At 58.1% G+C, this 22,506-nt stretch carries 23 protein-coding genes; 14 read left to right on the plus strand and 9 right to left on the minus strand.

The window, feature by feature from the left end; all coding sequences use genetic code 11:
* Positions 1 to 4: 4 nt before the first annotated feature.
* Positions 5 to 2,164 (plus strand): selenide, water dikinase SelD, encoded by a 2,160-nt coding sequence (gene selD, locus ACR0M2_RS07950; protein WP_480704499.1) that lies wholly within the window; start codon positions 5 to 7, stop codon positions 2,162 to 2,164.
* Here selD and mnmH read toward each other — a convergent pair.
* Positions 2,155 to 3,207: a tRNA 2-selenouridine(34) synthase MnmH gene (mnmH, locus tag ACR0M2_RS07955; RefSeq protein WP_480704501.1), complete on the minus strand. Its 1,053-nt coding sequence runs from the start codon at positions 3,205 to 3,207 to the stop codon at positions 2,155 to 2,157. The genes selD and mnmH overlap by 10 nt on opposite strands.
* 44 nt (positions 3,208 to 3,251) lie before the next feature.
* On the minus strand, positions 3,252 to 3,917 hold the full coding sequence (locus tag ACR0M2_RS07960; RefSeq protein WP_480704503.1) for an SOS response-associated peptidase: 666 nt from the start codon (positions 3,915 to 3,917) through the stop codon (positions 3,252 to 3,254).
* Positions 3,918 to 3,972: 55 nt separating this feature from the next.
* Between ACR0M2_RS07960 and ACR0M2_RS07965 the strand changes: the two genes are divergently transcribed.
* A complete protein-coding gene (locus tag ACR0M2_RS07965; RefSeq protein WP_480704505.1) occupies positions 3,973 to 5,625 on the plus strand; it encodes a tetratricopeptide repeat-containing sulfotransferase family protein in 1,653 nt (550 codons plus the stop codon).
* A gap of 63 nt (positions 5,626 to 5,688) precedes the next feature.
* On the opposite strand, the gene ACR0M2_RS07970 is transcribed toward ACR0M2_RS07965, so the two are convergent.
* The gene (locus ACR0M2_RS07970) at positions 5,689 to 7,266 is read right to left on the minus strand and encodes a bifunctional metallophosphatase/5'-nucleotidase (protein WP_480704506.1); all 1,578 of its coding nucleotides are present in this window, start codon (positions 7,264 to 7,266) and stop codon (positions 5,689 to 5,691) included.
* A gap of 109 nt (positions 7,267 to 7,375) precedes the next feature.
* Between ACR0M2_RS07970 and ACR0M2_RS07975 the strand changes: the two genes are divergently transcribed.
* Genes ACR0M2_RS07975 through arsC form a run of 4 tightly spaced genes read left to right on the plus strand, consistent with a single transcriptional unit; the run spans position 7,376 to position 9,535 of the window.
* A complete protein-coding gene (locus ACR0M2_RS07975) occupies positions 7,376 to 7,714 on the plus strand; it encodes a DUF952 domain-containing protein (RefSeq protein ID WP_480704508.1) in 339 nt (112 codons plus the stop codon).
* Entirely contained in the window at positions 7,711 to 8,142 is a 432-nt protein-coding gene (locus ACR0M2_RS07980; RefSeq protein ID WP_480704509.1) for a DUF1330 domain-containing protein, read from the plus strand. Before ACR0M2_RS07975 ends, ACR0M2_RS07980 begins: the two co-directional genes overlap by 4 nt.
* A complete protein-coding gene (locus tag ACR0M2_RS07985; RefSeq protein WP_480704511.1) occupies positions 8,139 to 9,197 on the plus strand; it encodes a quinone-dependent dihydroorotate dehydrogenase in 1,059 nt (352 codons plus the stop codon). Before ACR0M2_RS07980 ends, ACR0M2_RS07985 begins: the two co-directional genes overlap by 4 nt.
* Positions 9,194 to 9,535: an arsenate reductase (glutaredoxin) gene (gene arsC, locus ACR0M2_RS07990; protein WP_480704544.1), complete on the plus strand. Its 342-nt coding sequence runs from the start codon at positions 9,194 to 9,196 to the stop codon at positions 9,533 to 9,535. The genes ACR0M2_RS07985 and arsC overlap by 4 nt, the downstream gene beginning before the upstream one ends.
* Here the strand turns inward: arsC and ACR0M2_RS07995 are convergent.
* The 3 genes from ACR0M2_RS07995 to ACR0M2_RS08005 are packed head-to-tail and all read right to left on the minus strand — an operon-like array spanning position 9,532 to position 11,792.
* A complete protein-coding gene (locus tag ACR0M2_RS07995; protein ID WP_480704513.1) occupies positions 9,532 to 10,851 on the minus strand; it encodes an MATE family efflux transporter in 1,320 nt (439 codons plus the stop codon). The two genes, arsC and ACR0M2_RS07995, sit on opposite strands and share 4 nt — an antisense overlap.
* A gap of 3 nt (positions 10,852 to 10,854) precedes the next feature.
* Entirely contained in the window at positions 10,855 to 11,373 is a 519-nt protein-coding gene (locus tag ACR0M2_RS08000) for a PaaI family thioesterase (protein WP_170359260.1), read from the minus strand.
* Entirely contained in the window at positions 11,373 to 11,792 is a 420-nt protein-coding gene (locus tag ACR0M2_RS08005; RefSeq protein ID WP_170359262.1) for a PaaI family thioesterase, read from the minus strand. Before ACR0M2_RS08005 ends, ACR0M2_RS08000 begins: the two co-directional genes overlap by 1 nt.
* A 113-nt stretch (positions 11,793 to 11,905) precedes the next feature.
* Between ACR0M2_RS08005 and ACR0M2_RS08010 the strand changes: the two genes are divergently transcribed.
* From ACR0M2_RS08010 to ACR0M2_RS08045, 8 genes are all read left to right on the plus strand, one after another.
* Complete coding sequence (locus ACR0M2_RS08010; RefSeq protein WP_170349296.1) at positions 11,906 to 12,274, plus strand: MerR family transcriptional regulator; 369 nt, start codon at positions 11,906 to 11,908, stop codon at positions 12,272 to 12,274.
* A gap of 289 nt (positions 12,275 to 12,563) precedes the next feature.
* Positions 12,564 to 12,965 carry a MerR family transcriptional regulator gene (locus ACR0M2_RS08015; RefSeq protein WP_170349298.1) on the plus strand — a complete coding sequence of 134 codons (402 nt, stop codon included), beginning with the start codon at positions 12,564 to 12,566 and terminating at the stop codon, positions 12,963 to 12,965.
* 46 nt (positions 12,966 to 13,011) lie between these two features.
* The gene (locus ACR0M2_RS08020) at positions 13,012 to 14,793 is read left to right on the plus strand and encodes an acyl-CoA dehydrogenase C-terminal domain-containing protein (protein WP_170376032.1); all 1,782 of its coding nucleotides are present in this window, start codon (positions 13,012 to 13,014) and stop codon (positions 14,791 to 14,793) included.
* Positions 14,794 to 14,848: 55 nt separating this feature from the next.
* On the plus strand, positions 14,849 to 15,061 hold the full coding sequence (locus ACR0M2_RS08025; protein ID WP_170349301.1) for a hypothetical protein: 213 nt from the start codon (positions 14,849 to 14,851) through the stop codon (positions 15,059 to 15,061).
* A 277-nt stretch (positions 15,062 to 15,338) separates the two neighbouring features.
* Positions 15,339 to 15,977: a glutathione S-transferase family protein gene (locus ACR0M2_RS08030; RefSeq protein ID WP_170359266.1), complete on the plus strand. Its 639-nt coding sequence runs from the start codon at positions 15,339 to 15,341 to the stop codon at positions 15,975 to 15,977.
* 11 nt (positions 15,978 to 15,988) lie between these two features.
* Positions 15,989 to 17,200, plus strand: a complete 1,212-nt coding sequence (locus ACR0M2_RS08035) for an acetyl-CoA C-acetyltransferase (RefSeq protein ID WP_480704515.1) — start codon at positions 15,989 to 15,991, stop codon at positions 17,198 to 17,200.
* Entirely contained in the window at positions 17,200 to 17,688 is a 489-nt protein-coding gene (locus ACR0M2_RS08040; RefSeq protein ID WP_480704517.1) for a cupin domain-containing protein, read from the plus strand. Before ACR0M2_RS08035 ends, ACR0M2_RS08040 begins: the two co-directional genes overlap by 1 nt.
* Positions 17,681 to 19,882, plus strand: coding sequence for a 3-hydroxyacyl-CoA dehydrogenase NAD-binding domain-containing protein (locus tag ACR0M2_RS08045; protein ID WP_480704518.1), 2,202 nt, complete (start codon positions 17,681 to 17,683; stop codon positions 19,880 to 19,882). The genes ACR0M2_RS08040 and ACR0M2_RS08045 overlap by 8 nt, the downstream gene beginning before the upstream one ends.
* Positions 19,883 to 19,948: 66 nt before the next feature.
* Here the strand turns inward: ACR0M2_RS08045 and ACR0M2_RS08050 are convergent, their stop codons facing one another.
* From ACR0M2_RS08050 to ACR0M2_RS08060, 3 genes are all read right to left on the minus strand, one after another.
* A complete protein-coding gene (locus ACR0M2_RS08050; protein ID WP_480704520.1) occupies positions 19,949 to 20,707 on the minus strand; it encodes a Hint domain-containing protein in 759 nt (252 codons plus the stop codon).
* A 173-nt stretch (positions 20,708 to 20,880) separates the two neighbouring features.
* Positions 20,881 to 21,543 (minus strand): sulfotransferase family 2 domain-containing protein, encoded by a 663-nt coding sequence (locus ACR0M2_RS08055; RefSeq protein WP_170396445.1) that lies wholly within the window; start codon positions 21,541 to 21,543, stop codon positions 20,881 to 20,883.
* Entirely contained in the window at positions 21,540 to 22,466 is a 927-nt protein-coding gene (locus ACR0M2_RS08060) for a DMT family transporter (RefSeq protein ID WP_480704522.1), read from the minus strand. The genes ACR0M2_RS08055 and ACR0M2_RS08060 overlap by 4 nt, the downstream gene beginning before the upstream one ends.
* Between the last annotated feature and the right edge of the window lie 40 nt (positions 22,467 to 22,506).

Below are 22,506 nucleotides of genomic sequence, written 5' to 3' on the forward strand. Positions count from 1 at the left end.
TTCCATGCATCACCCTCCGCTGCCCCTGACCCGTGATCTGGTTCTGATAGGCGGCGGGCATACCCACGCGCTTGTACTGCGGAAATGGGGCATGAACCCTTTGCCCGGTGCGCGGGTGACGGTGATCAACCCCGGTGCCAATGCCCCCTATTCCGGTATGCTCCCAGGCTTCGTCGCCGGACATTACCAGCGTTGGGAGCTGGACATTGATTTGGTGCGCCTTGCCCGATTTGCCGGTGCGCGCGTGATCCTGGGCCCGGTTGATGGTATCGACATCGACCGGCGTCAGATACACGTGCCTGGCCGACCACCCGTGGCCTTCGATGTGGCGTCGGTCAATGTGGGGATCACCTCGGACATGCCGGCCCTGCCCGGATTTGCTGACCATGCAGTTCCCGCCAAGCCGCTAGGACCGTTTGCCTCCAGGTGGGCGGAGTATCTGGATGGCAGCGGCCCCGCCTCAGTCGCCGTGATCGGCGGTGGGGTCGCGGGGGTAGAACTGGTTATGGCCATGGCTCATGCCCTTCGCGCCAAAACCCGCACGGCGCAGGTGACACTGATCGACAATGCCCGGGCCCTGGCGGCGACGGGGACCAAGGCGGGCGCGACCATTCGTAAGGCGATGGCCGATCTGGGGATTGAGCTGATCGAGCATGCCGCGATTTCACGCATCGAACAGGATCACGTTCTGCTAGAGGATGGCCGCAAGGTTCCCGCCGAATTTATAACCGGGGCTGCCGGTGCCCGCCCCTATGACTGGATCACCCAGACGGGCCTTGATCTGCATGACGGCTACATCCGCGTGGACGCCCATCTGCAATCCAGCGATCCGGCGATCTTTGCCGCCGGAGATTGCGTCCATCTTGCCGATAACCCTCGTCCCAAGGCCGGTGTCTATGCGGTCCGAGAGGCTCCGGTCCTGTTCAACAATCTGCGGGTCGCTCTGGGGGCCGGGAAGATGCGGCGATATCAACCGCAGAAAGACTACCTAAAACTGATCTCTTTGGGTGGTAAATCGGCACTGGCCGAACGTCTTGGAACCTCGTTCAGCGGGCCAGTGATGTGGCGATGGAAGAACCATATCGACCAGAGCTTCATGAATAAGTTCCGCAACCTGCCCCAGATGGCACGCCCCGCCCTACCTCGCCACCATGCAGCGGGCATGCAAGAAGACCTGGGGGAAAAACCTATGTGCGGCGGCTGTGGGGCCAAGGTTGGACGCGGCGCATTGCAAACAGTTCTGAGTGGCCTGCCAAAGCCGAACCGGGACGACATCACCCCCTTGCCCGGGGACGATGCCGCCCTGCTGACAACCGGCGGAGCGCGGCAAGTGATGACCTCGGACCACCTGCGCGGCTTCACGAATGACCCAGTGCTAATGACGCGCATCGCCGCTGTTCACGCACTGGGGGATATCTGGGCCATGGGGGCCAACCCACAGGCGGCGACGGCAACGATCATCCTGCCGCGCATGTCCCCGCAATTGCAGCACCGCACCTTGTCCGAGATCATGACGACGGCCACCGAGGTCATCCGCGAAGCCGGGGCAGAAATCGTGGGCGGTCACAGCTCACTCGGGGATGAGATGACCATCGGCTTCACTCTGACCGGACTGTGCGACAAAGACCCGATCACTTTGTCCGGAGCACGTCCTGGGGATGCATTGATCCTGACAAAACCCTTGGGCAGCGGGGTGTTGATGGCCGCTGAAATGGCGGGGCAAGCTGATGGCAGTTGGGTGGCCGATGCCTTGCGGCAAATGGTTCAGCCGCAAGGCGCGGCATCGCGCATTCTGGCCGGGGCACATGCGATGACGGATGTAACCGGATTTGGACTGGCCGGGCATCTGATAGGCATGTGCGAAGCCTCGGATTGTGGTGTAGTTTTGGATCTGGACACGATCCCTCTGATGATTGGCGCGCTGGAATTGGCCGCTCAAGGTGTCCGGTCGACAATCTTCGAGGACAACCGCGCAATCGTTCCGGGCATTCCATCCTCGGACAAGGCCGACCTGCTTTTTGACCCGCAAACTGCTGGGGGATTACTGGCCGCCGTCGCATCCGATCAGGCGCACGAATTGTGCGAACAGCTAAGGCACGCGTGCTATCCGGCGGTCATCATCGGGCATCTGACTGACACTCCGGGTTTGCGGCTTCAGAGCTGACCCAGAATTTCTTCAACCCGAGCGGCTGCGGCGTTCAGGCCCGCATCGTCCAGCGCCGCCACGTCGATTTGCGCGATAATCTTGACGGCGCGTGTTTTGGAGGATTTGGCATAGGCCGGGTCATAATGCTGTTCCATCAACGCCCGCGTCAGCGCCCGTTTATCCCCCGCATCGATCAGCGTTAGCCATCCATCCACCACATCGTGTCCTCGATGGAACCGTAGCGGAGACAGGCGATCGCGCAAGCGCTCGGTATCCGAGAGGATATCGTCGTAAGCCTTGACCAGATACGCGGTACGCGCCTTAAGGGAAGCGGACACCTGAATCCGCGGTGCCGTCCGCAACGCAGTCCACAAGCTTGGCGGCAGGATCAGCGACCCGATCTTGGAGGATTCAGCCTCGACAACCACCGGGCGCGCTGGGTCCAAGCCGCACAATGCGGCGGATAGAGCGGACTCGAAGGCTTTCTGGCTGGGCTGCCCGCCCGGCATTTCACCTAGCAAAGATCCCCGGTGGTTGGCTAGGTCTTCGAGGTCCAGAACCTGAACGCCACGCGCCTTCAAATGCAGCAGCAGGTCAGTCTTGGCTGTGCCCGTATACCCATCGAGGGCCACCAACCGGTGCGGCAATGGATCGTCATAGAGGTAGCGATTCACCAATCGGCGATAGGCTCGGTATCCGCCATCGACCACTTCGGCCCGCCAGCCGATCTGTTTTAACATCCATGTGAATGACCCCGACCTCTGACCCCCACGCCAGCAATAGACCAAAGGTTTCCAACTGCCCTCGTGGTGCGACAGGCTGTGTTCTATGTGATTTGCCGCGTTCCGAAACACCAGCGCTGCGCCAAGCTTGCGGGCCAGAAACGGACTTTCCTGCACGTAGATCGTACCTACCTGCGCGCGTTCATCGTTATTAAGCACTGGCAGGTTGATGGCGCCGGGCAGATGATCCTCTGCAAATTCAGCAGGGCTGCGCACGTCGATCACAGTGTCAAAATCATGCGCATAAAGGCCGGGCAGATCAGTAAATTTCAAAGCCATGCCAACGGTCTATCCTGCGAACTTTGAAATGAAAAGGCGCCCAGTCACGCCGGGACAGGTTCAATCAGGTCCGGCCCGTTGGCCCGGTTCGAATTCACTGCTGGATCAACGCGGTAGAACTCCAAGACTCCCTCGGCCCCGGGTTGCATCAAACGTGCCGCGCCTTTCCCCGCCTCCCCTAACCACAAAGGCCAATCGTCAGGCTCAAGGATCAGTGGCATCCGATGATGAATGGCGCTGAGGTGGCGATTTGCCGGTGTTGTTACGATGGCGCAAGTGCCCTGCTGCGTACCCTCAATGCCCCAATCCTGCCAGACCCCGGCAAATGCAATCGGTGCGCTATCTTTGCGGTGGATGTACCATGGCAGACGTGTTCCCTGTTCAGTTTTGGTCCATTCATAGAACCCTGTTGCCACGATCAGGCAGCGTCGTTCGCGGCAGGCGGCGCGAAATGCAGGCTTTTCGGCCAGAGTTTCGGCACGCGCATTGATCAGCAAAGGACCGGCGGTTTCAGTCTTGTACCAATGCGGCAGGAACCCCCAGCGCAGCGAATCCAACTGGCGTCCGCCTTCGCCAAAGCGCACCACATGCACTTGATTTGTCGGGCAAACATTGAAGTTCGGTACAGCAGGCAACGTGTTTGCAGGCCGTGCTGAAAACAGCTGCGCCATTGCGTCATTTGGAAGGGTTATTGCAAACCGTCCGCACATGGGTAAAGAACCATCAATAATCGTTTCATACAGGCACAGGGTGTCACGGGGTCACATGCAAAATCAAACAGCGAATACCCTCAAAGGCAAGGCGGTGGCTGCTTTGGAAGCAGGCAAGCTGCAACAGGCGCTGAAGAAGGCACAGTTGGGCGTTAAGAAATTCCCCAAGGATTCTGATTTCCACGCCATCTCGGGCTTTGTGCTGACCGAAATGAAGCAATACAAGAAATCTATACCGCATTTCGTCGAAGCGTCACGAATGAAGCCAGACGACCCTCAATTCGTGGAAAACCTGGCAAATGCGCTTATGCAAACCGGGCAGATCCCCAGGGCGCTGGAATATACTGAACAAAAGCTGGAACAGTTCCCAAACAACAAAGAACTGAACCGCGTCCTGGATGAGATTCACCTGAAAGGCAGCAACTGGCGCCTGGTCATTGAACATGCGAGCAAGAAGCTGCAAGCCGAGCCCGACGATGTAAACCTGCTGGGCAAACGGGCCCGTGCCTATTCGAAAATTGGATTTGTCGAGGACCACTCGCGCGATGTTTCTCGCGCCTTTGAGTTGGAACCGGAAAACATAAAGATTGCTTTCGCAAGGGCCGTGAACCTGCACCAAAGCGGTGACAAAAACGGGTCAAAGGAAATCTTGCAGCGTATTCTGGATACAGATCCCGAAAACATGAGCGCTTTGCTGCAGTTGTCCCTTGTAACCTCCAAGGATGACGGCCCGAAACTGATGGAGGCGGTCGAGACCGCAATCGCCAACAAGGACGAAGACTATCAAGAGTTGGAGTTCGCCAAGGCGCACCTGATCTCGGTAATTGACGATCTAAATGCCGCCATGCCTCAATTTGTGCGAGCCAACAAAGTACAACACGATAGCAACCCGTACGACGCCGCTGAGGAAGAGAAAAAGCTGAACCAGATCACCGGTCTGTTCCCCATTGGAACCGATTTACCCGCAGCCGGACCAAGCGATGGGCCGGTTCCGATCTTCGTTCTGGGTCAGCCCCGTTCGGGCACCACGTTGATGGAGATGATGCTAAGTTCGGCGCCCGATATCGCCGGGTGTGGTGAGTTGACGTTGGCGTCTGACCTGTCGCATGAATTCCAATTGGGCAATCAGCGTTTTGACGCTGAAAAAGCCACTGAATTTGCGCAGCAATTCCGCGAACTGATGCCACCGATTCCTGACGGATCGGTCGCGTTCGTTGACAAGATGCCACACAACTATCAGCTTGTTGGTTTCTTGTTGGCCGCCTTCCCCAATGCAAAGATCATCAACATGCTACGTGACCCCCGTGATGTGGGGTTGTCGAAATGGATCCGGCGGTTCCCGGCTGGTGGGATGCGTTATGCGTCGAACCTGACAGCCATTGCTCATTCGGCGAATATGTACCGCCGCTATATGGCACATTGGGATACAGTGTTCGGTGACCGCATACTGACCGTTCCTTATGAAAAATTAGTGGCCGATCCAAAAACCTATAGCCAACAGGTTGCTGCGTTCTGCGATATCGAATGGAACGAAACCATGATGCATCCCGAGAAAAACACCAAGCAGGTCAGAACGGCCAGTATCGATCAGGTCCGCAATAAGATCTCGACCAAATCCATTGGTGGATGGCAGAGCGTGTCCGAACATCTACGCCCCATGCTTGACGGGTTCGATCCCGCGCTCTGGCCCGAATACGATTTGGGCTGAGTGCGCCCGAAACACGAAAGGCCGCATCAGGGATGCGGCCTTTTTCTTTGCTATGTCGCAGAGTTACTTCTGCTTGATACGACCGTCCAGATAAGGTTGATAGGGCGCATTTTCAGCCAAGTACTCAGCCGTGACATCTGCCAGGTCCGGACCAAAGTCATAGGCATTCTTGTCGTCGCCTTCGAACATGTTGTACCCGTCGCCGCCGTTGCGGACATAATTGTTGGTCACAACCAGATACGTCGCTGCCGGGTCAATTGGCGCAAAACCATCACCCTCGGCGACCATGACCTCGGACACGCGCCCTTCGTTCGGCGCAACCGCTGGATCCCAGATGAATGTCAGACCCGCAACCTGCGGAAAGCGGCCCTTTACATCTTCGACCTGGCTAACGCCGTTCTCCAGCGCGTCGATCACCCCCTGACCACTGATCTCGAAGGTAGACAGTGTATTCTGGAATGGTAGCACCGTCAGCACCTCGCCCATGGTTACTTCGCCCGGGTCGATTGAGGCCCGCAGCCCGCCAGAGTTGGCAATCGCAATCTGTACACCCTGATCGGCCACACGCGCCAACATGGCGTCGGCGACCAGGTTGCCCATCTCACATTCCTGCACACGACAGACAGAACGGTCCCCCTCGATGGCGTCTGCTGCATTCGCCACCACCTTGTTGCGGATTTCGTCCAGCGGCACGGCCAGTTCGGCGATACGGTCCAACGCGGACTGATCCTCGGTAACGGAGTTGTCCATGATCAACGGCTCGCCCACCGCCTCAAGCACATTGCCGTCATCGTCGAAGGTTACGTTCAACTCACCCAGAAACTTGCCATAAGCATAGGCCTGCACGATCTGGACACCGTTGACCACGGTCGGGTACGGACCCGCTGCCTTGTCGGACACGTTCGAAAGGTAAGTGTTCGAATGACCGCCGACAATTACGTCCACCCCGCTGGTTTCCTGCGCTACGCGTTGATCAACACCATAGCCGGAATGGCTGAGAACGACGATTTTATTAACGCCTTCGCCGGTCAACTTGTCCACTTCGGCCTGCACTGCGGGGGCCGGATCAGAAAAGCTGATATTTGGACCAGGAGAGGCAAGATCATGCGTGTCTTCCGGTGTCAGGCCAATCAGGCCGATCTTTTCCCCGCCCACTTCGATGACAGTCGATTTCTTGATCTTGTCGATCAGCAACTCTTCGTCGGCAATATCCGCGTTCGACATCAAAACCGGAAATTCCACCGAGTCGATGAAGCCGCGCAGCACTTCGGGGCCATCGTCGAATTCGTGGTTGCCCACGGTCATCGCGTCATACCCCAGCTTGTTCATGAACTCGGCTGCGACCTTGCCCTTGTAATAGGTATAGAACAACGAACCCTGAAACTGATCCCCACCATCGACCAGGATCGAGTTTTCGGACCGCGCGCGCGCGTCATTCACCGCAGTAACCAACCGGGCCGAACCGCCGAAACACTTGCCTTCTGCTTGGTCTTCCTCATCGCAAGCGCTGTCGTATTTGTTGATCGGCTCAAAACGCGCGTGGAAATCGTTGGTATGCAGAATCGTCAATTTATAATCGGCTGCGGCCATACCTGCGGTTAGGCCCAGAACTGCAGCAGACGCCAAAAAGCGGGTGAACATCTTCATACTCCTTGTTTTTTGTTTGGCGTGATGGTGCGCCCGCCAACAAGAAGAGTCAAAGGGGGAAATCCGTCTTGATTCTGCCCGTCACGCGGGGCATCACCACCTCATGCTGATTTACAAGATATTCAGGGCCGAGGAATGGGCCGCACTGCAGGATCAGGGTGCCTCGGACGGCGCACCGATTGATGTGTCTGACGGATATGTCCATTTCTCGACCGCCCAACAGGCGGCTGAGACCGCAGCCAAACACTTTGCCGGTGTCGAAGGTTTGACCTTGTTGGCCTGCGATGCCGATGCCATGGACGATGATCTGAAATGGGAGGTCTCGCGCGGTGACGCCTTGTTCCCGCATCTTTACCGGCAGATCCGCATGACAGATGTCGTCTGGTCGCGCCCCCTGCCCTTTGACGGGCAAGCCCACCAATTCCCCGAGGGGATGGAATGAGGTCTTTTGTCGACCCTGACCGCACCCAGTTTGCGGCGTTCAAGGCGCTGGACCGTGATCATCCGATCGAGATGTTGAATCTGGTCAAGTTTCGCGACTTGGCCGAATACCCGACGGGCCACGAACTGGCGGATGCCGGGCTGACCGGCGCGCAGGCTTATCGAAATTACGGCGCGGAAACCGCCCCGATTATTGCGCGCCTTGGGGCGTCGATCCTGTGGCGCGGCGCGTTTCAGACCACTCTGATCGGCCCGCAGGACGAAGATTGGGATGAGGTATTTATCGCCCGCTATCCGACTGCACATGCGTTTTTGGAAATGGTGACCGACCCGGATTATCAGGCTGCGGTTATTCACAGGCAGGCGGCGGTTGCAACTTCGCGCCTGATCCGCTGCGCCCCGGCCAAAGGTGGAGAGACTTTCGGATGAAACTGACCGAGAAACTGGGGCTGGCGGTCCTGCACAAGATGGACCCCGAAGCCGCCCATGGCATGTCGATCAAGGCGTTGAAGGCCGGGCTTGCCCCGATGCCCGGGCCGGTCATATCGCCGCGGCTGAAAACTCACGTAGCTGGACTGGACCTGCCCAACCCGGTGGGTCTGGCTGCGGGGTTTGACAAGAATGGAGAGGTTTTGACCCCCCTCTCACGCACAGGCTTTGGCTTTATCGAAGTGGGCGCTGTTACACCACGCCCGCAGCCCGGCAACCCCAAACCTCGCTTGTTCCGCCTGACCGAGGATAAGGCCGCCATCAACCGCTTTGGCTTCAACAACGAAGGCATGGAGGTCATGGCGCGCCGTCTGGCCGACCGCCCCAAGAATGCGATCATCGGGCTGAACCTGGGCGCGAACAAGGACAGTGACGACCGCCCCGGCGATTTTGCCAAAGTGTTGGCCCATTGCGCCGAGCATCTGGATTTCGCCACGGTCAATGTCTCATCCCCCAACACCGAGAAACTGCGGGACCTGCAGGGCAAGGCCGCGCTTGGCGCATTGCTGGGCGGCGTGATCGAAACTCGCAACGGACTGTCCCGGCCTTTACCCATTTTCCTGAAAATTGCCCCTGACCTGACCGAGGCCGAATTGCAGGACATCGCCGATGTGGCGCAGGAAAAAGGCGTTGACGCGGTGATTGCAACCAACACTACACTGTCCCGCGATGGGCTGCGCAGTGGGCATAAGAGTCAAACCGGCGGCCTGTCCGGCGCGCCCTTATTCGAAAAATCGACCCGTGTTCTGGCACAGCTGAGCCAGCTGACCGAGGGCAAAATCCCGCTGATTGGCGTGGGCGGTATCAGCAGGGCGGAACAGGCGTATGCCAAGATCTGTGCCGGGGCATCTGCCGTGCAACTTTATACCGCGTTGGTGTATGGCGGTATTTCTCTGGTCGCAGATATCGCGCAAGGTCTCGATAAATTGCTGGAACGAGATGGGTTCAACAACGTCGCGCAAGCAGTTGGAAGTAAACGAAAGGATTGGCTTTGATTTCATATTGGCACAACCCGCGCTGTTCGAAATCCCGCACCGGGCTGGCTCTGCTGGAAGAGAATGGCGCGCAGGTCGAGGTTCGGAAATACCTGGAAGACGCACCCTCGACCGATGAGCTGCGTACAGTGCTGGGCAAACTCGGCGTCAACGCCATAGACATGATGCGCACGGGTGAGAAACAGTTCAAAGAACTGGGTCTGACCAAGACCTCGCCTGCTGACGAGTTGATCACCGCAATGGCCGAGAACCCCATCTTGATCGAGCGCCCTCTGGCAATCGCAGGTGACAAGGCTGTCATCGGGCGCCCGCCCGAGAACCTGTTGACGTTGATCTAGGCCACCTGTGCCTCCAGCCTGGGATAACGCCAGCCCATGGTGACGCCGCGCGCGATGTTCAGAACCATCAGCGCGGCCCACAAGCCGTGGTTACCAAAGGCCGGCACCAGTAGGAACAGGGCCGCCACATAGATCGCAACTGATTGAACCATCGCGTTGCGCATCGCACGGGTCCAGGTGGCCCCGATATAGATGCCGTCGAACATCCAGCTGGCCACCCCGATTGCCGGGGCCAGCGCGGCCCAGATCAGATAGTCTCGCGCCGCCGCGCGCACCTCGGCCGAGGTTGACATCAGATCGATCAACGCAGGCCCAGCCAAATAGAACACAGCCCCCAGCAGGAACGCCCCACCTACGCCCCATTGGGACGCCATGATTGACGCCCGCCGGACCTGAGACCGGTTCCGCGCGCCCACGGCACTGCCGACCAGAGCCTCGGCGGAAAAGGCGAAGCCGTCCAAGGCAAATGCGGTGATCTCAAGAAATTGCAGCAAGACCTGATTGGCAGCCAGGTTAACGTCTCCCAGATCGGACCCAACGAACAGAAATGTCGTGAACGCGCCCGTCAGCAGAACAGATCGGATCATGATGTCAGCGTTCACCTGCATCATCCGGCGCAATCGCGCTGCGTCGAAAATACGTGGCCAGTCGCGCCATTGATTCCCTGTGAACGCTTCGCGGCACAGATACAGGCCCAGCGCCAGCCCGGTCCATTCCGCGATCAGGGTAGCAATGGCCACACCTTCGACGCCCCAGCCCAACCCAAGCACGAACCACAAGTCCAGCAAGATGTTCAACCCGTTCATCCAGACCTGCAGGAGGAACACGCCCCGTGTCTGCTCTATTGCGATCAGCCAACCCGTAACGGCAAAAAGCGCGATGGTTGCCGGGGCACCCCAAATGCGGATTTGCAGGTAATCCTGCGTCAGCGCCTCAACCTCGGGGCTGGCGGGTGACAGGGCAAACGCCCCCCAGAACAGCCCGACTTGCGTGAGAATAAAGAACAGCCCCGCCGCGCCGCCCAACAGCAGCCCGCGCATCAATAGCGCACCGGTTTCCGCCGTATCCCCTGCCCCGCGTGCCTGCGCCGCCAGACCGGTCGTGCCCATGCGCAGAAAGCCAAAGATCCAATAGATCGCGGACAGGATAACCGCGCCCATACCGACGGCCCCGATGGGCGCAGCCAACCCCATCTGACCGACCACACCGGTATCCACAGCGCCAAGTATCGGAACCGTGGCATTCGACAGCACAATCGGAACGGCGATTTTCAACACCCGCGTATGTGTCAGGGGTGCCGAGGCGCGCTGCGTCACGGGTTACTCTCTTTCCGCTTTCGGCTGCGGCATCAGGAAATGCCCCGTGGCCTGCGCGATGGGTCGTGCGTGATTGTCCTGCCAGGCCTCGACCCGGACCGAGGCATAGCGCCTGCCAGATCGGCTGACAAAGGCGCGCGCATAAGCATCCCGCGGCAGGCCAGAGCGTAAGTAGTCAACCGTGAAATCAACGGTTTTTGGAAATCTCACCGCATCGGCTTTGAACAAATCTTCGGCGTCGATCTCACCGCTTTCGATGCGGGGAAAGAAGTGTTCCCAACTCAGCGTGATGACGGCCGTCACCTCAAGAAATGCGGCTGTAACCCCGCCATGCAGCGCGGGCAGCAATGGATTTCCGATCAGCTTGTCGTCAAAGTTCAGCACCCCAGTCAGCTCATCGCCGCGTCGGTCGAAGGTGATATTGAGAAAGCGGATGTAAGGAACTCCGTCGACAATCGCCTTCAGGGCCGCGTCGCGACGTTGCTTGACCACCTGCATGGGTTCGGGTCGGGGACGCGCCATTACAATCCCTCCACCGTAAAGGCGCCTGCCGCTGTTGCGACCGGGCGTTCTTGATCGTCGTCCATCGCGGTCGCCCGAACAAAAGCAACATTGCGCGTAATGTGATAGCAGGTCGCACGCGCCGTAATGCTCTGCCCCGGCGTCGCCGCGCGCATATAGTCAATTCTCAGGTCAATTGTGGCCGTCCCGCCCGGAGCTGACGGATGGGACATAACGGCCGCCCCACAGCAGGTATCCAGGGCGGCAAACACGGCGCCGCCATGGATAACGCCAGTTCTGGGGTCTCCGATCAGATCCGCATTATACGGCATTGAAATTTCAGCCTCGCCATCGCTGATGGTCGTCAATTTAAGACCAAGTGCGTTGGCATGCGGAATCGCCTCAATAAACTGGCGGGCAATCTCTACTTTGTCGACCATGTATGCGTGTCCTTTGGATTCCGTCCTTTATGAGCCTGCGCTTTGCAAAAGAGCAAGACCGCCTGTTGCGCTTGCCGCCACGACGCCCTAGTTTGCTGCTGAGGAGACAACAAATGACTGACAACCGTTTGTCATTAAACGAGATGTGCGAAGAGTTCGACGTAACCAAGCGCACTTTGCGTTATTACGAATATATCGAACTGCTGCAGCCCGAACGCGAAGGCCGCTCGCGTTATTATGGGCCGCGGGAATGCGCGCGGATGAAACTGATCATGCGTGGGCGCCTGTTTGGATTCTCGCTGGAAGAGATTCGCCAGTGGCTGCTGATCTATGAAGATCAGGGGGATCAGGCGCAAATGGCCGAGTTTATAAAACTGGCCGACCGGCAGATGCCTGAACTGCAAAAACAGCGTCAGCAACTGGACGAGGCGATGGAAGAACTGCAGCGCCTACGCGACCAGACCGCTAAATCTCTGGGTTGATCTTCGACAGGATCAACTGGCCACTTTTAACCTTTAGAACATTCTGCAAGCGCAGCGCTGCGTCAGAACCATTGTCTGACCGTTAGGCGTCAGCCCCCGCCCCACAGCTAAATTCCGTTACGTAACGTTTTCAATTGGGCGTTATCCGCACCTTGACGCGAGAGGATGCTACGTCAACTTTCATAGTGACGTAGCGTTTGCATTACGTGAACGTCATCTACGTGTTGTAACGTGCGTATCAACTGCGCAACTGACTTTGATAGACGCCAGTGACAAGAGTGCTGAAACCATGACCGAAGATCTGATGACCATCCGTGAAATGTGCGAGACATATGATGTCACGCCGCGCACTTTGCGATTTTACGAGGCCAAGGAACTTTTGTTTCCGATCCGCGAGGGCCAGAAACGTCTGTTCACCAAACGTGACCGGGCGCGCCTTAAACTGATCCTGCGCGGCAAGCGCTTTGGCTTTAGCCTGGAAGAGATCCGGCAGCTGCTGGACCTGTACCATGTGGGCGACCAGCAAATGACCCAGATGACCCGTACGTTTGAAATCGCACGGGAACGTCTGGCGGATATGGAAGCCCGCCGCGAAGAACTGACTCAAGCCATTGACGATCTGAAAGAACAGCTGCGCTGGGGCGAAAAAGTCATCGCCTCGATGAAGAACGAGAACAAAGCCGCCGAGTAACCCTGGCGGCCCAATCCCCGGACATCTGAATTTAAGGGAGCTTCAAATGCCCGTCTATAACGCGCCTACAAAAGACACTCAGTTCATTCTGCACGATGTTCTGAAAATCTCAGACTCGGATATTCCGGGGTACAGCGAATTGGAAGCCGAATTCACCGGTGCCGTTCTGGAAGAGGCCGGCAAGGTCGCGACCAACGTATTGCATCCGCTGAACGTGGTGGGTGACACTGAAGGGTGTCGGTTGGAAAATGGCATCGTGTACACGCCCACGGGCTTCAAGGACGCCTTCGAGCAGATGAAAGAAGGCGGCTGGACCGGCCTCGACATGCCCGAAGAGTATGGCGGTCAGAACATGCCCTACGTCATCGGCACGGCTGTGGGCGAGATGTTCTCGGGCGCGAACCAGGCCTTTACTATGTATCAGGGCCTGACCCATGGCGCGGCCTCGGCCATTCTGGCGCATGGCTCGGACGAGCAGAAGAACAAGTACCTGCCCAACATGGTCAGCTGCGAATGGACCGGCACCATGAACCTGACCGAACCGCATTGCGGCACCGATCTGGGCCTGATGCGCACCAAAGCAGAACCGCAGGGCGATGGCAGTTATAAGATTTCCGGCCAGAAAATCTTTATCTCGGCCGGCGATCACGACATGGCCGACAACATCATCCATCTGGTACTGGCCAAGATTCCCGGCGGTCCCGAGGGTATCAAGGGCGTGTCGCTGTTCATCGTACCCAAGTTCATCGTGAACGAAGACGGGTCACTGGGTGAGCGCAACGGCGTCTCGGTCGGCAAGATCGAAGAGAAGATGGGCATCCACGGCAACTCGACCTGCGTCATGAACTATGACGAGGCCACCGGCTGGTTGCTGGGCGAAGAACACAAGGGCATGCGCGCCATGTTCACCATGATGAACGAGGCGCGTTTGGGTGTCGGCATGCAGGGTCTGTCTCAGGCCGAGGCTGCGTTCCAGAACGCCTTGGAATACGCCAAGGACCGCCTGCAGGGTCGCGATGTGACCGGGGTGAAGAACCCGGACGGTCCCGCCGATCCGCTGATCGTTCATCCCGATATTCGCCGCAATCTGATGGATCAGAAAAGCTTCACCGAAGGGGCCCGCGCGTTCATCCTGTGGGGCGCGACGATGATCGACAAGGCGCACCGCTCAGGTGACAAGGACGCGGACGGGCTGATCTCGCTGCTGACGCCGGTCATCAAAGGCTTCCTGACGGATGAAGGCTACGACATGACCGTTCAGGCGCAGCAGGTCTATGGCGGCCACGGTTACATCGAAGAATGGGGCATGTCGCAATACACCCGCGACGCCCGTATCGCGATGATCTACGAAGGCGCCAATGGCGTTCAGGCGCTGGACCTTGTCGGTCGCAAGCTGGCACAGGACGGCGGCAAGCACGTCATGGCGTTTTTCGAGATGGTCAAATCCTTCTGCAAGGAAAACGGCGGCAAGGATGAGGCTTATGATAAGGCCTTCATCGAACCGCTGAAGGCCGCGTCCAAGGACCTTCAGGCTGCCGGCATGTATTTTATGCAGGAAGGGATGAAGAACCCCAATAACGCTCTGTCCGGTTCGTACGACTTCATGCACATGTTCGGCCATGTCTGCCTGGGCCTGATGTGGGCGCAGATGGCCAAGGCGGCGCAGGACGCGCTGGATGGTGGTGCGTCGGACAAAGAGTTCTACGAGACCAAGCTCAACACCGGTCGATTCTACATGGCGCGCCGCCTGCCCGCCACGGGCATGCATCTGGCGCGCATCCAGACCGGCGCGGAAACGGTCATGGCGCTGGAGGCCGCTAACTTCTGAACATAACCCGGCCTTGGGGTCCTACCCCCGAGGCCGGACTTTCGAAAGAGAGACAATGCCAAAACGTTTTCGCCTGACCCGCCGCTTTCCGGTCGCTATGACCGAGGACAGCTATCGCAAACTACGCGGCTTTGCGCGCGAGGCCGGGTTGGACGAAGGTGAGGCGCTATCCTTTCTGTTCGAGAATTTCAACAGTGTGATCAATGAGGACAAGCTGACCCGAAGGCTGCGCGAATTCAATTCTGAGCTTGAGGCGCGCAAGCGATGATTAAGGCGCAACAGATATTTGCACGCGCTCAACTCGAGGTTGGGCGCCTCCGGCGGGAGTATTTTTGAAAAGATGAAAATGTGATGCGTCCCTGCCACCGGGCGCACTCACCATCAGGACAGGAACGACTTCACCTTTTACGGTCATCGGCTCTCCAGCCTGTACCGCTCGGCCATATCAAAGGAACAAGGTTGATAAATAGTGAACGCGAAGTCTTCATCTTTTCAAAAATACTCGAATCCGACCTGACCACGCACACCACGGGAGGGGTGATCGCATGACTATCAAACTGCACTGTTTCGGCGAAAGCGGAAATTCCTACAAGGCCGCGCTGGCGCTTGAGATGTCAGGATTGGACTGGGAGCCTGTCTTTGTCGATTTCTTCAACGGCCAGACCCGCACACCCGAATACCGTGCCGACGTCAACGAGATGGGCGAAGCACCCGTTCTGATCGATGGCGATTTCCGCACCACGCAATCCGGTGCCATTCAGGCCTATGTGACCGAGAAATCTGGCAAGTTCGGCGGCAAGGATCGCGACGAGAATTACGAGATTTTCCGTTGGGTTCTGTGGGACAATCACAAGCTCAGTTCGATGGCCGGGATGACCCGCTTTCTGATCAACTTCTTGCCTGAACAGCACCGCAACCCGGATGTCATCGCCTTTAACCAAGGTCGGTTGAAAGCGGCCTATCAAATCCTGAACGACCATTTGGACGGCCGTGATTGGATCGTCGGTGATGGCGTGACCAACGCCGACATCAGCTGCTGCGGCTACCTCTATTACCCCGAACCATTCGGCTTTGATCGCGCCGACTGGCCCCATATCGACGCCTGGCTGACCCGCTTGTCGGAACAGCCCGGCTGGAAACACCCATATGACCTGATGCCCGGCAAACCGTCGGATCGAGCTTAAGGAGAAGACCCATGACCGAAGCTTACATTTATGACGCCCTGCGCACTCCGCGCGGCAAGGGCCGCAAGGATGGCAGCCTGCACGAGGTAACCTCGGTGCGCCTGTCCGCCCTGACCCTGAACGCGATGAAAGAGCGTAACAACCTCGAAGGTCACGCCGTCGAGGACGTGATCTGGGGCAACGTTACGCAGGTGATGGAGCAAGGCGGCTGTCTGGCACGTTCGGCGGTTCTGGCATCGGATTTGGATCAGTCGATCCCCGGTCTGGCAATCAACCGCTTCTGCGCATCCGGCATGGAAGCCGTGAACCTGGCGGCAAACCAGGTCAAGGGCGGCGCTGGCGAAGCCTATATCGCAGGCGGTGTTGAGATGATGGGCCGTGTGGCCATGGGCAGTGACGGTGCCGCGATTGCCGTTGATCCGACGCTGGCGATGGACACCTATTTCGTGCCGCAGGGTATCTCGGCCGATATCATCGCGACCGAGTATGGTTTCAGCCGCGACGACGCCGACGCGCTGGCGGTGGAATCGCAGAGACGTGCAGCAGAGGCATGGGAAGACAACCGGTTCGAGAAATCGGTCATCACCATCAAGGACCAGAACGGCCTGACCATTCTGGACCGCGACGAGTACATGCGCCCCGGAACCGATATGCAAAGCCTCGGCTCGCTGAACCCATCCTTCGCGATGATGGGTGAGCAGATGCCCGGCTTCGACAAAGTGGCGATGCTGAAATACCCGCATCTTGAGCGGATCAACCACATCCACCACGCGGGCAACAGCTCGGGCATTGTGGACGGCGCTGCCGCTGTTCTGATCGGCAACAAGGAATTCGGTGAGAAGTACGGCCTGAAACCGCGCGCCCGGATCAAGGCGTCCGCAAAGATCGGCACCGACCCGACCATCATGCTGACCGGCCCGGTTCCGGTGACCGAAAAGATCCTGGCCGATAACGGCATGAAGATCAGCGATCTGGACCTGTTCGAAGTAAACGAGGCCTTCGCCTCGGTCGTGCTGCGGTTCCAGCAGGCGTTCGATGTCGATCCTGCGCTGGTCAATCCCAACGGCGGCTCAATCGCTATGGGTCACCCGCTGGGTGCAACCGGTGCGATGATCATCGGCACGCTGCTGGACGAACTTGAGCGTCAGGACAAGGAAACCGGTTTGGCCACGCTCTGCATTGCGTCCGGCATGGGTGCGGCAACCATTATCGAGCGGGTCTGATGCCCAAGCTGGATCTCTCTCAGATCCCGTTCAAGGGGGGCTCGGCCTATCCCGGCAAGCTGGCCGAAGCGACCGCCGGTCGTTTCGTGCAGCGTGTGGGCGACGCAGGCGGGCTGACCCAATACGGGGTCAATATCGTGCGGCTGGAACCGCAGGGCATGTCTTCGCTGCGTCACTACCACATGAAGCAGGACGAGTTTGCCATCATGCTCAGCGGCACCTGCGTGCTGATAGATGACGATGGCGAGCATGAAATGCAGCCCGGCGACTGCGCCGCTTGGCCAGCAGGTGAGGCCAACGGCCACCACCTTGTGAACAAAACCGGTGCGCCCGCGACCTTTCTGGTGGTGGGCACACGGACCCCGACCGAGACCGGCTATTACAGCGACATAGACATGATGGTGAAGGATGACGAGAACGGATTCGCCTTCACCCGCAAGGATGGCAGCCCGCTGACGGCTGACCAGATTGGAGATGACAATGACTGATTTCACTCTGAGCAAAGACGCGGACGGCGTCGCCTTTGTTACCTGGGATGCCCAGGGCAAATCCATGAACGTGCTGACGCGCGAGGCCTTTCAGGAGGTCAGCCAACTGATCGATCAGGCCCTGAACGATGACGAGATCAAAGGTATCGTCATCACCTCGGGCAAAGAAGGCTCATTCGCGGGCGGTATGGACCTGAACACGCTGGCCACCATCCGTCAGGAAGCGGGCGAGGAACCAGCGCAAGCGTTGTTCGACTTCGTCATGGGCGGCCACCACATCCTGCGCAAGATGGAATTGGCGGGCATGGACCCCAAGACCAAGAAGGGCGGCAAGCCGATCGCCTGTGCCATCAACGGCACCTGCGCCGGTATCGGGACCGAGATCGCGCTGGCCTGTCACCACCGCGTCATGACCTCGAACCCCAAGGCCAAGATTGGTCTGCCGGAAATCATGCTTGGCATCTTCCCCGGTGGCGGCGGCACCATGCGTTTCAGCCGTATGGTTGGCGCGATGGCAGCGGCCCCGGTCCTGCTGGAAGGCAAGATGATGGACCCGGCCAAGGCCAAAGGCGCGCAGCTGATCGACGCTGTGTCGGACGACCCGGTTGCTGCGGCGAAAGAGTGGGTTCTGAACGCCAAGGACGCCGATCTGGTCAAGCCTTGGGATGCCAAGGGCTACAAAATGCCCGGTGGTGCGCCCTATCACCCTGCCGGGTTCATGACATTCGTCGGTGCCAACGCCATGGTGAACGGCAAGACTCAGGGTGCTTTCCCGGCAGCCAAAGCATTGCTGAGTTCGATCTACGAAGGTGCACTGGTCGATTTCGACACCGCCCTGCGGATCGAGGCGCGGTGGTTCACTTCGATCCTGATGAACCCGTCATCGTCGGCAATGATCCGGTCGCTGTTCCTGAACAAAGAGGCACTGGAGAAAGGCGCGGTGCGTCCCAAGGATGTGCCCGATCAGCGCGTGAAAAAGGTCGGTGTTCTGGGCGCTGGTATGATGGGGGCTGGTATCGCACTGGTCAGCGCTCAAGCAGGTATGGAAGTGATTCTGGTCGACCGCGATCAGGAAGCCGCTGAAAAGGGCAAGGCCTATACGGAGAGCTATCTGGACAAGGGTATGAAGCGCGGCAAGGTCACGGCTGAAAAGAAAGAGGCCATGCTGGATCGCATCACCGCGACCCCGGATCTTGATCACCTGAAGGGCTGCGATCTGATCATCGAAGCTGTCTTCGAAGACCCGGGCGTGAAGGCCGAGATGACCCAGAAGGTCGAGGCGATCATCCCCGAGGATTGTATCTTTGCCTCGAACACCTCGACTCTGCCGATCACCGATCTGGCCAAAGCATCCGCGCGGCCTGAACAGTTCATCGGTATCCACTTCTTCTCACCGGTCGAGAAGATGTTCCTGGTCGAAATCATCAAGGGCAAGGAAACCGGGGATCGCGCGGTGGCCAAGGCGCTGGATTATGTACGTCAGATCAAGAAGACGCCGATCGTGGTCAACGATGCGCGCTTCTTTTACGCAAACCGGTGCATCATTCCCTACATCAACGAAGGGGTTCGGATGATTGCCGAGGGGGTGAACCCTGTATTGATCGACAATGCCGCACGTCAGTTGGGCTTCCCGGTGGGGCCAATCCAGCTGACCGATGAGACCTCGATCGATCTGGGGGCCAAGATTGCCCGCGCGACCAAGGCGGCGATGGGCGATGCCTACCCGGAAAGCCCCTCGGACGATCTGATCTTCTGGATGGAAGAACAGGGCCGTCTGGGCCGCAAGGCAAATGCAGGCTTCTTCGACTATGACGACAAGGGTAAGCGCGTCGAATACTGGAAAGGCTTGCAAGAGAAATACCCGCATGCCGAGGATCAGCCTGACCTGATCGAAGTGCAGGAACGTCTGATGTTCGCACAAGTTCTGGAAGCGGTCCGCGCGCTGGAAGAAGGTGTTCTGGAAGACATTCGCGAAGGTGACGTGGGTGCGATTCTTGGTTGGGGCTTTGCGCCTTGGTCGGGTGGTCCGCTCAGCTGGTTGGACATCATCGGCACCCCGTACGCGGCCGAGCGCTGTGATCAGTTGGCCGAGGCCTATGGCGAACGTTTCACCTGCCCACCGCTGCTGCGTGAGATGGCTGAGAAAGGCCAATCCTTCTACGGCCGCTTCAACCCCGAAGCAAAAGCCGCCTAAAGAAAAACGCTGGCGCATGCCCCCATGCGCCAGCGTTACTTTGCAGTCTCAGATACAGCTTCCCAGTCAGATCATCATGACGGGCCGTCCCGGGCGCCCAGGACGACGTGCACCTCTGGCCGGTCTGGTCGGTACAATCGGGTGATCAAAGATCGGTGCAGGCAGCGAGCCCAGTGAATTGGCCAGAACGGCAATATCGCGACGTCTTCCGGTCAGATAGATCAAATCCGCAGCAGCCTCGGCCGAGACAACCTTATATGACGCCCTACCAGGGACATTACGTGATCCAAAACGCCCCGAGGGGCAGAAGGCCCGGAAGCCGCCCTCGATATAGATCACCTCATCCTGATTGAAGAACAGGGTGCTGATATCAAAACAGGACGCAGGCACATTCGAAGTGATGCGAAACATGCCGCTCAGCAACCTTGCCGAAACAACAGGCAGGCTGACCGGCAGCGCGATCGGATCATGGTCCAGCTTGGTGTTATCCAACGCCACGCCCTGTTCCGGCATCAGCCAGACCGGCCGACCATTATAGGCCGCATGTGAAGGTATGCACACCGGCATGCTATCAGCATTGGTTTCATCGGGCGGCACCGTAATGCAATCCGTCGCAATGCGATTTATCGCCTTGAAACCATTGTCCAATGTACGAATGAGGTCGCCAACCTGAAGCTCTTCTACCAGCTTCCATCCACCTTTGGTCGCAACCTTGGTTCCATGTACCAGACCGCCCCGGCGTGCGTTCAACGCGGCCTGCGGTTCAGCGGTGCCCTGGTACTCAGAACGCTCTGCAAAATCAATGACACTCTCTACTTTCAACAAGAACCGAACCCACTCTTTACTCACTACAACTACGTTCGATGATTAACACAGGATTAAGTGGGATGACTTATTTTTGACATATTACGGCCAGATTTGGGCCATTTCGGGGTCGATAAACGACCTACACCCAAACAACACCGCGAAAATTAATAAAATTGGGCTCGAATTGGAAACTATGCGCGGTCAATCGCATCAAATGCATAGCCGAATCTAGCGATGTCTTCAGCACAGGCTTCGGCCACAGCATTGGCGGTCTGATCCGAATAATACTCGCGGTAATCTTCCAATCGCTCGGATCGATTGAGCCTGGGTAAGCTTAGGTGAAAACCCAAATGGTCGAACAATGGGGCCGCGTCCTGATCGAAGTATTCCAGCCGAATGTAGAACCGGCATTGTTCGACTCCATCCGCACGGGTCATATAGTGCCGCGCCGGGTTCCGTCGGAATGACTGTGTCGTATCGGGGTGCAAGACAAACTGGTCAAAAGTCAGAGCCTTTGCCAGCGAAACCGCCGGGTGGTCAAAGCCTTGCACGCGCAGCCAGTGAAAATAGCTGACGATCCGATCCCACGGGTTGCGCACCATAGTGAAAGTGGTCAGAGCCTGCAATTCAGGGACCGACAGAACTCCGTCAATATCGGTCAGGGTCGAGTGTTTCCATAACCTTCCCCTGCCCTTCAGCGCCTTGGCCCGATTGCGGCGCCTCACAGCTTTGGGAGTATCCCCAATCAGGATGTCATCCTTCATCGCCCGTGCTTCCAGCGCCTGCGCCAAAGACGTGCCGCCGGTTTTGGGAATATGAACGAACACATAGCCGCGCCCAGGCGAGATGATCACGCCGCCTCTCCCAGCGCGGCCGCGCGCTTTGAGCGCCAGCCCAGCAACGCACCCGCTACCGCGATCAGGCCAATCCCCAAAATTTGCATGACACCAATCGTCTGACTCAGTGCCACCCAGGCGAATAGCGGGCCGAAAATCATCACCGAATATTCGAACACAGCTACATAAGAGGTCTCGCCGATCTGATAGGATTTGATCAACATGAAGACTGCAATAGTTGAGCCGACCGCCTGTATGACGACCCAGATCAACGCGGGTTGCATCTGCCAGACCATACCGCGCGTCACGAACCCGTCGGGGAAGGAATGTGGCACGAACGAGAACACAGCCAACCCAATCGCACCGGCGAGCCCAAGCGTGATAATCATGGCCGCCAACAGGGCGACTGTGCTTTCCTGTGCGCAGTGGCTGCGTGTGACGAGGGAACTGAGGGCATAAAACAACCCTCCGGCCACTGGTAGCAGCGTCTTGGCGTCAAACTCATAAGGGTTGAGTTGCAATACGCACAAGGTCCCCGAGAACCCGATTACAACTGCCAGAATGCGCCAGGGGCCGATCCTCTGCCCCATTGCCAGTGCCGAGATCAACATCACAAAAATCGGGGATGTGAACAGGCCCGCCAGTGCCTGCGCAATCGGCATCAGCGCCAGTGAGGCAAAATAGAACAGCAAAGCCAGTGTAATCAGCACACTGCGCAGAATAACTGGCCCCAAACGCCGCGGGCGCAAGCTGCCCATTCCCAACAAAGACAGGACGACGATCAGAGGCAGCATCATCAGGGCGCGGATCAGGTGGAACTGCCACAGGCCGATCGTTTCGGCCAATAAGATCACCACGTTGTCGATGACCCCAAGGATCGCCATGGCGCTGACCATCAGGACCGAGGCCAATATCGGTGAGGTCTGAGTATCTGCCTGCATTTTGCACCCCAGTAGCAAAGTGGTGCGTGACACTCTGATC

This window comes from Ruegeria sp. BE10 (assembly GCF_056538905.1).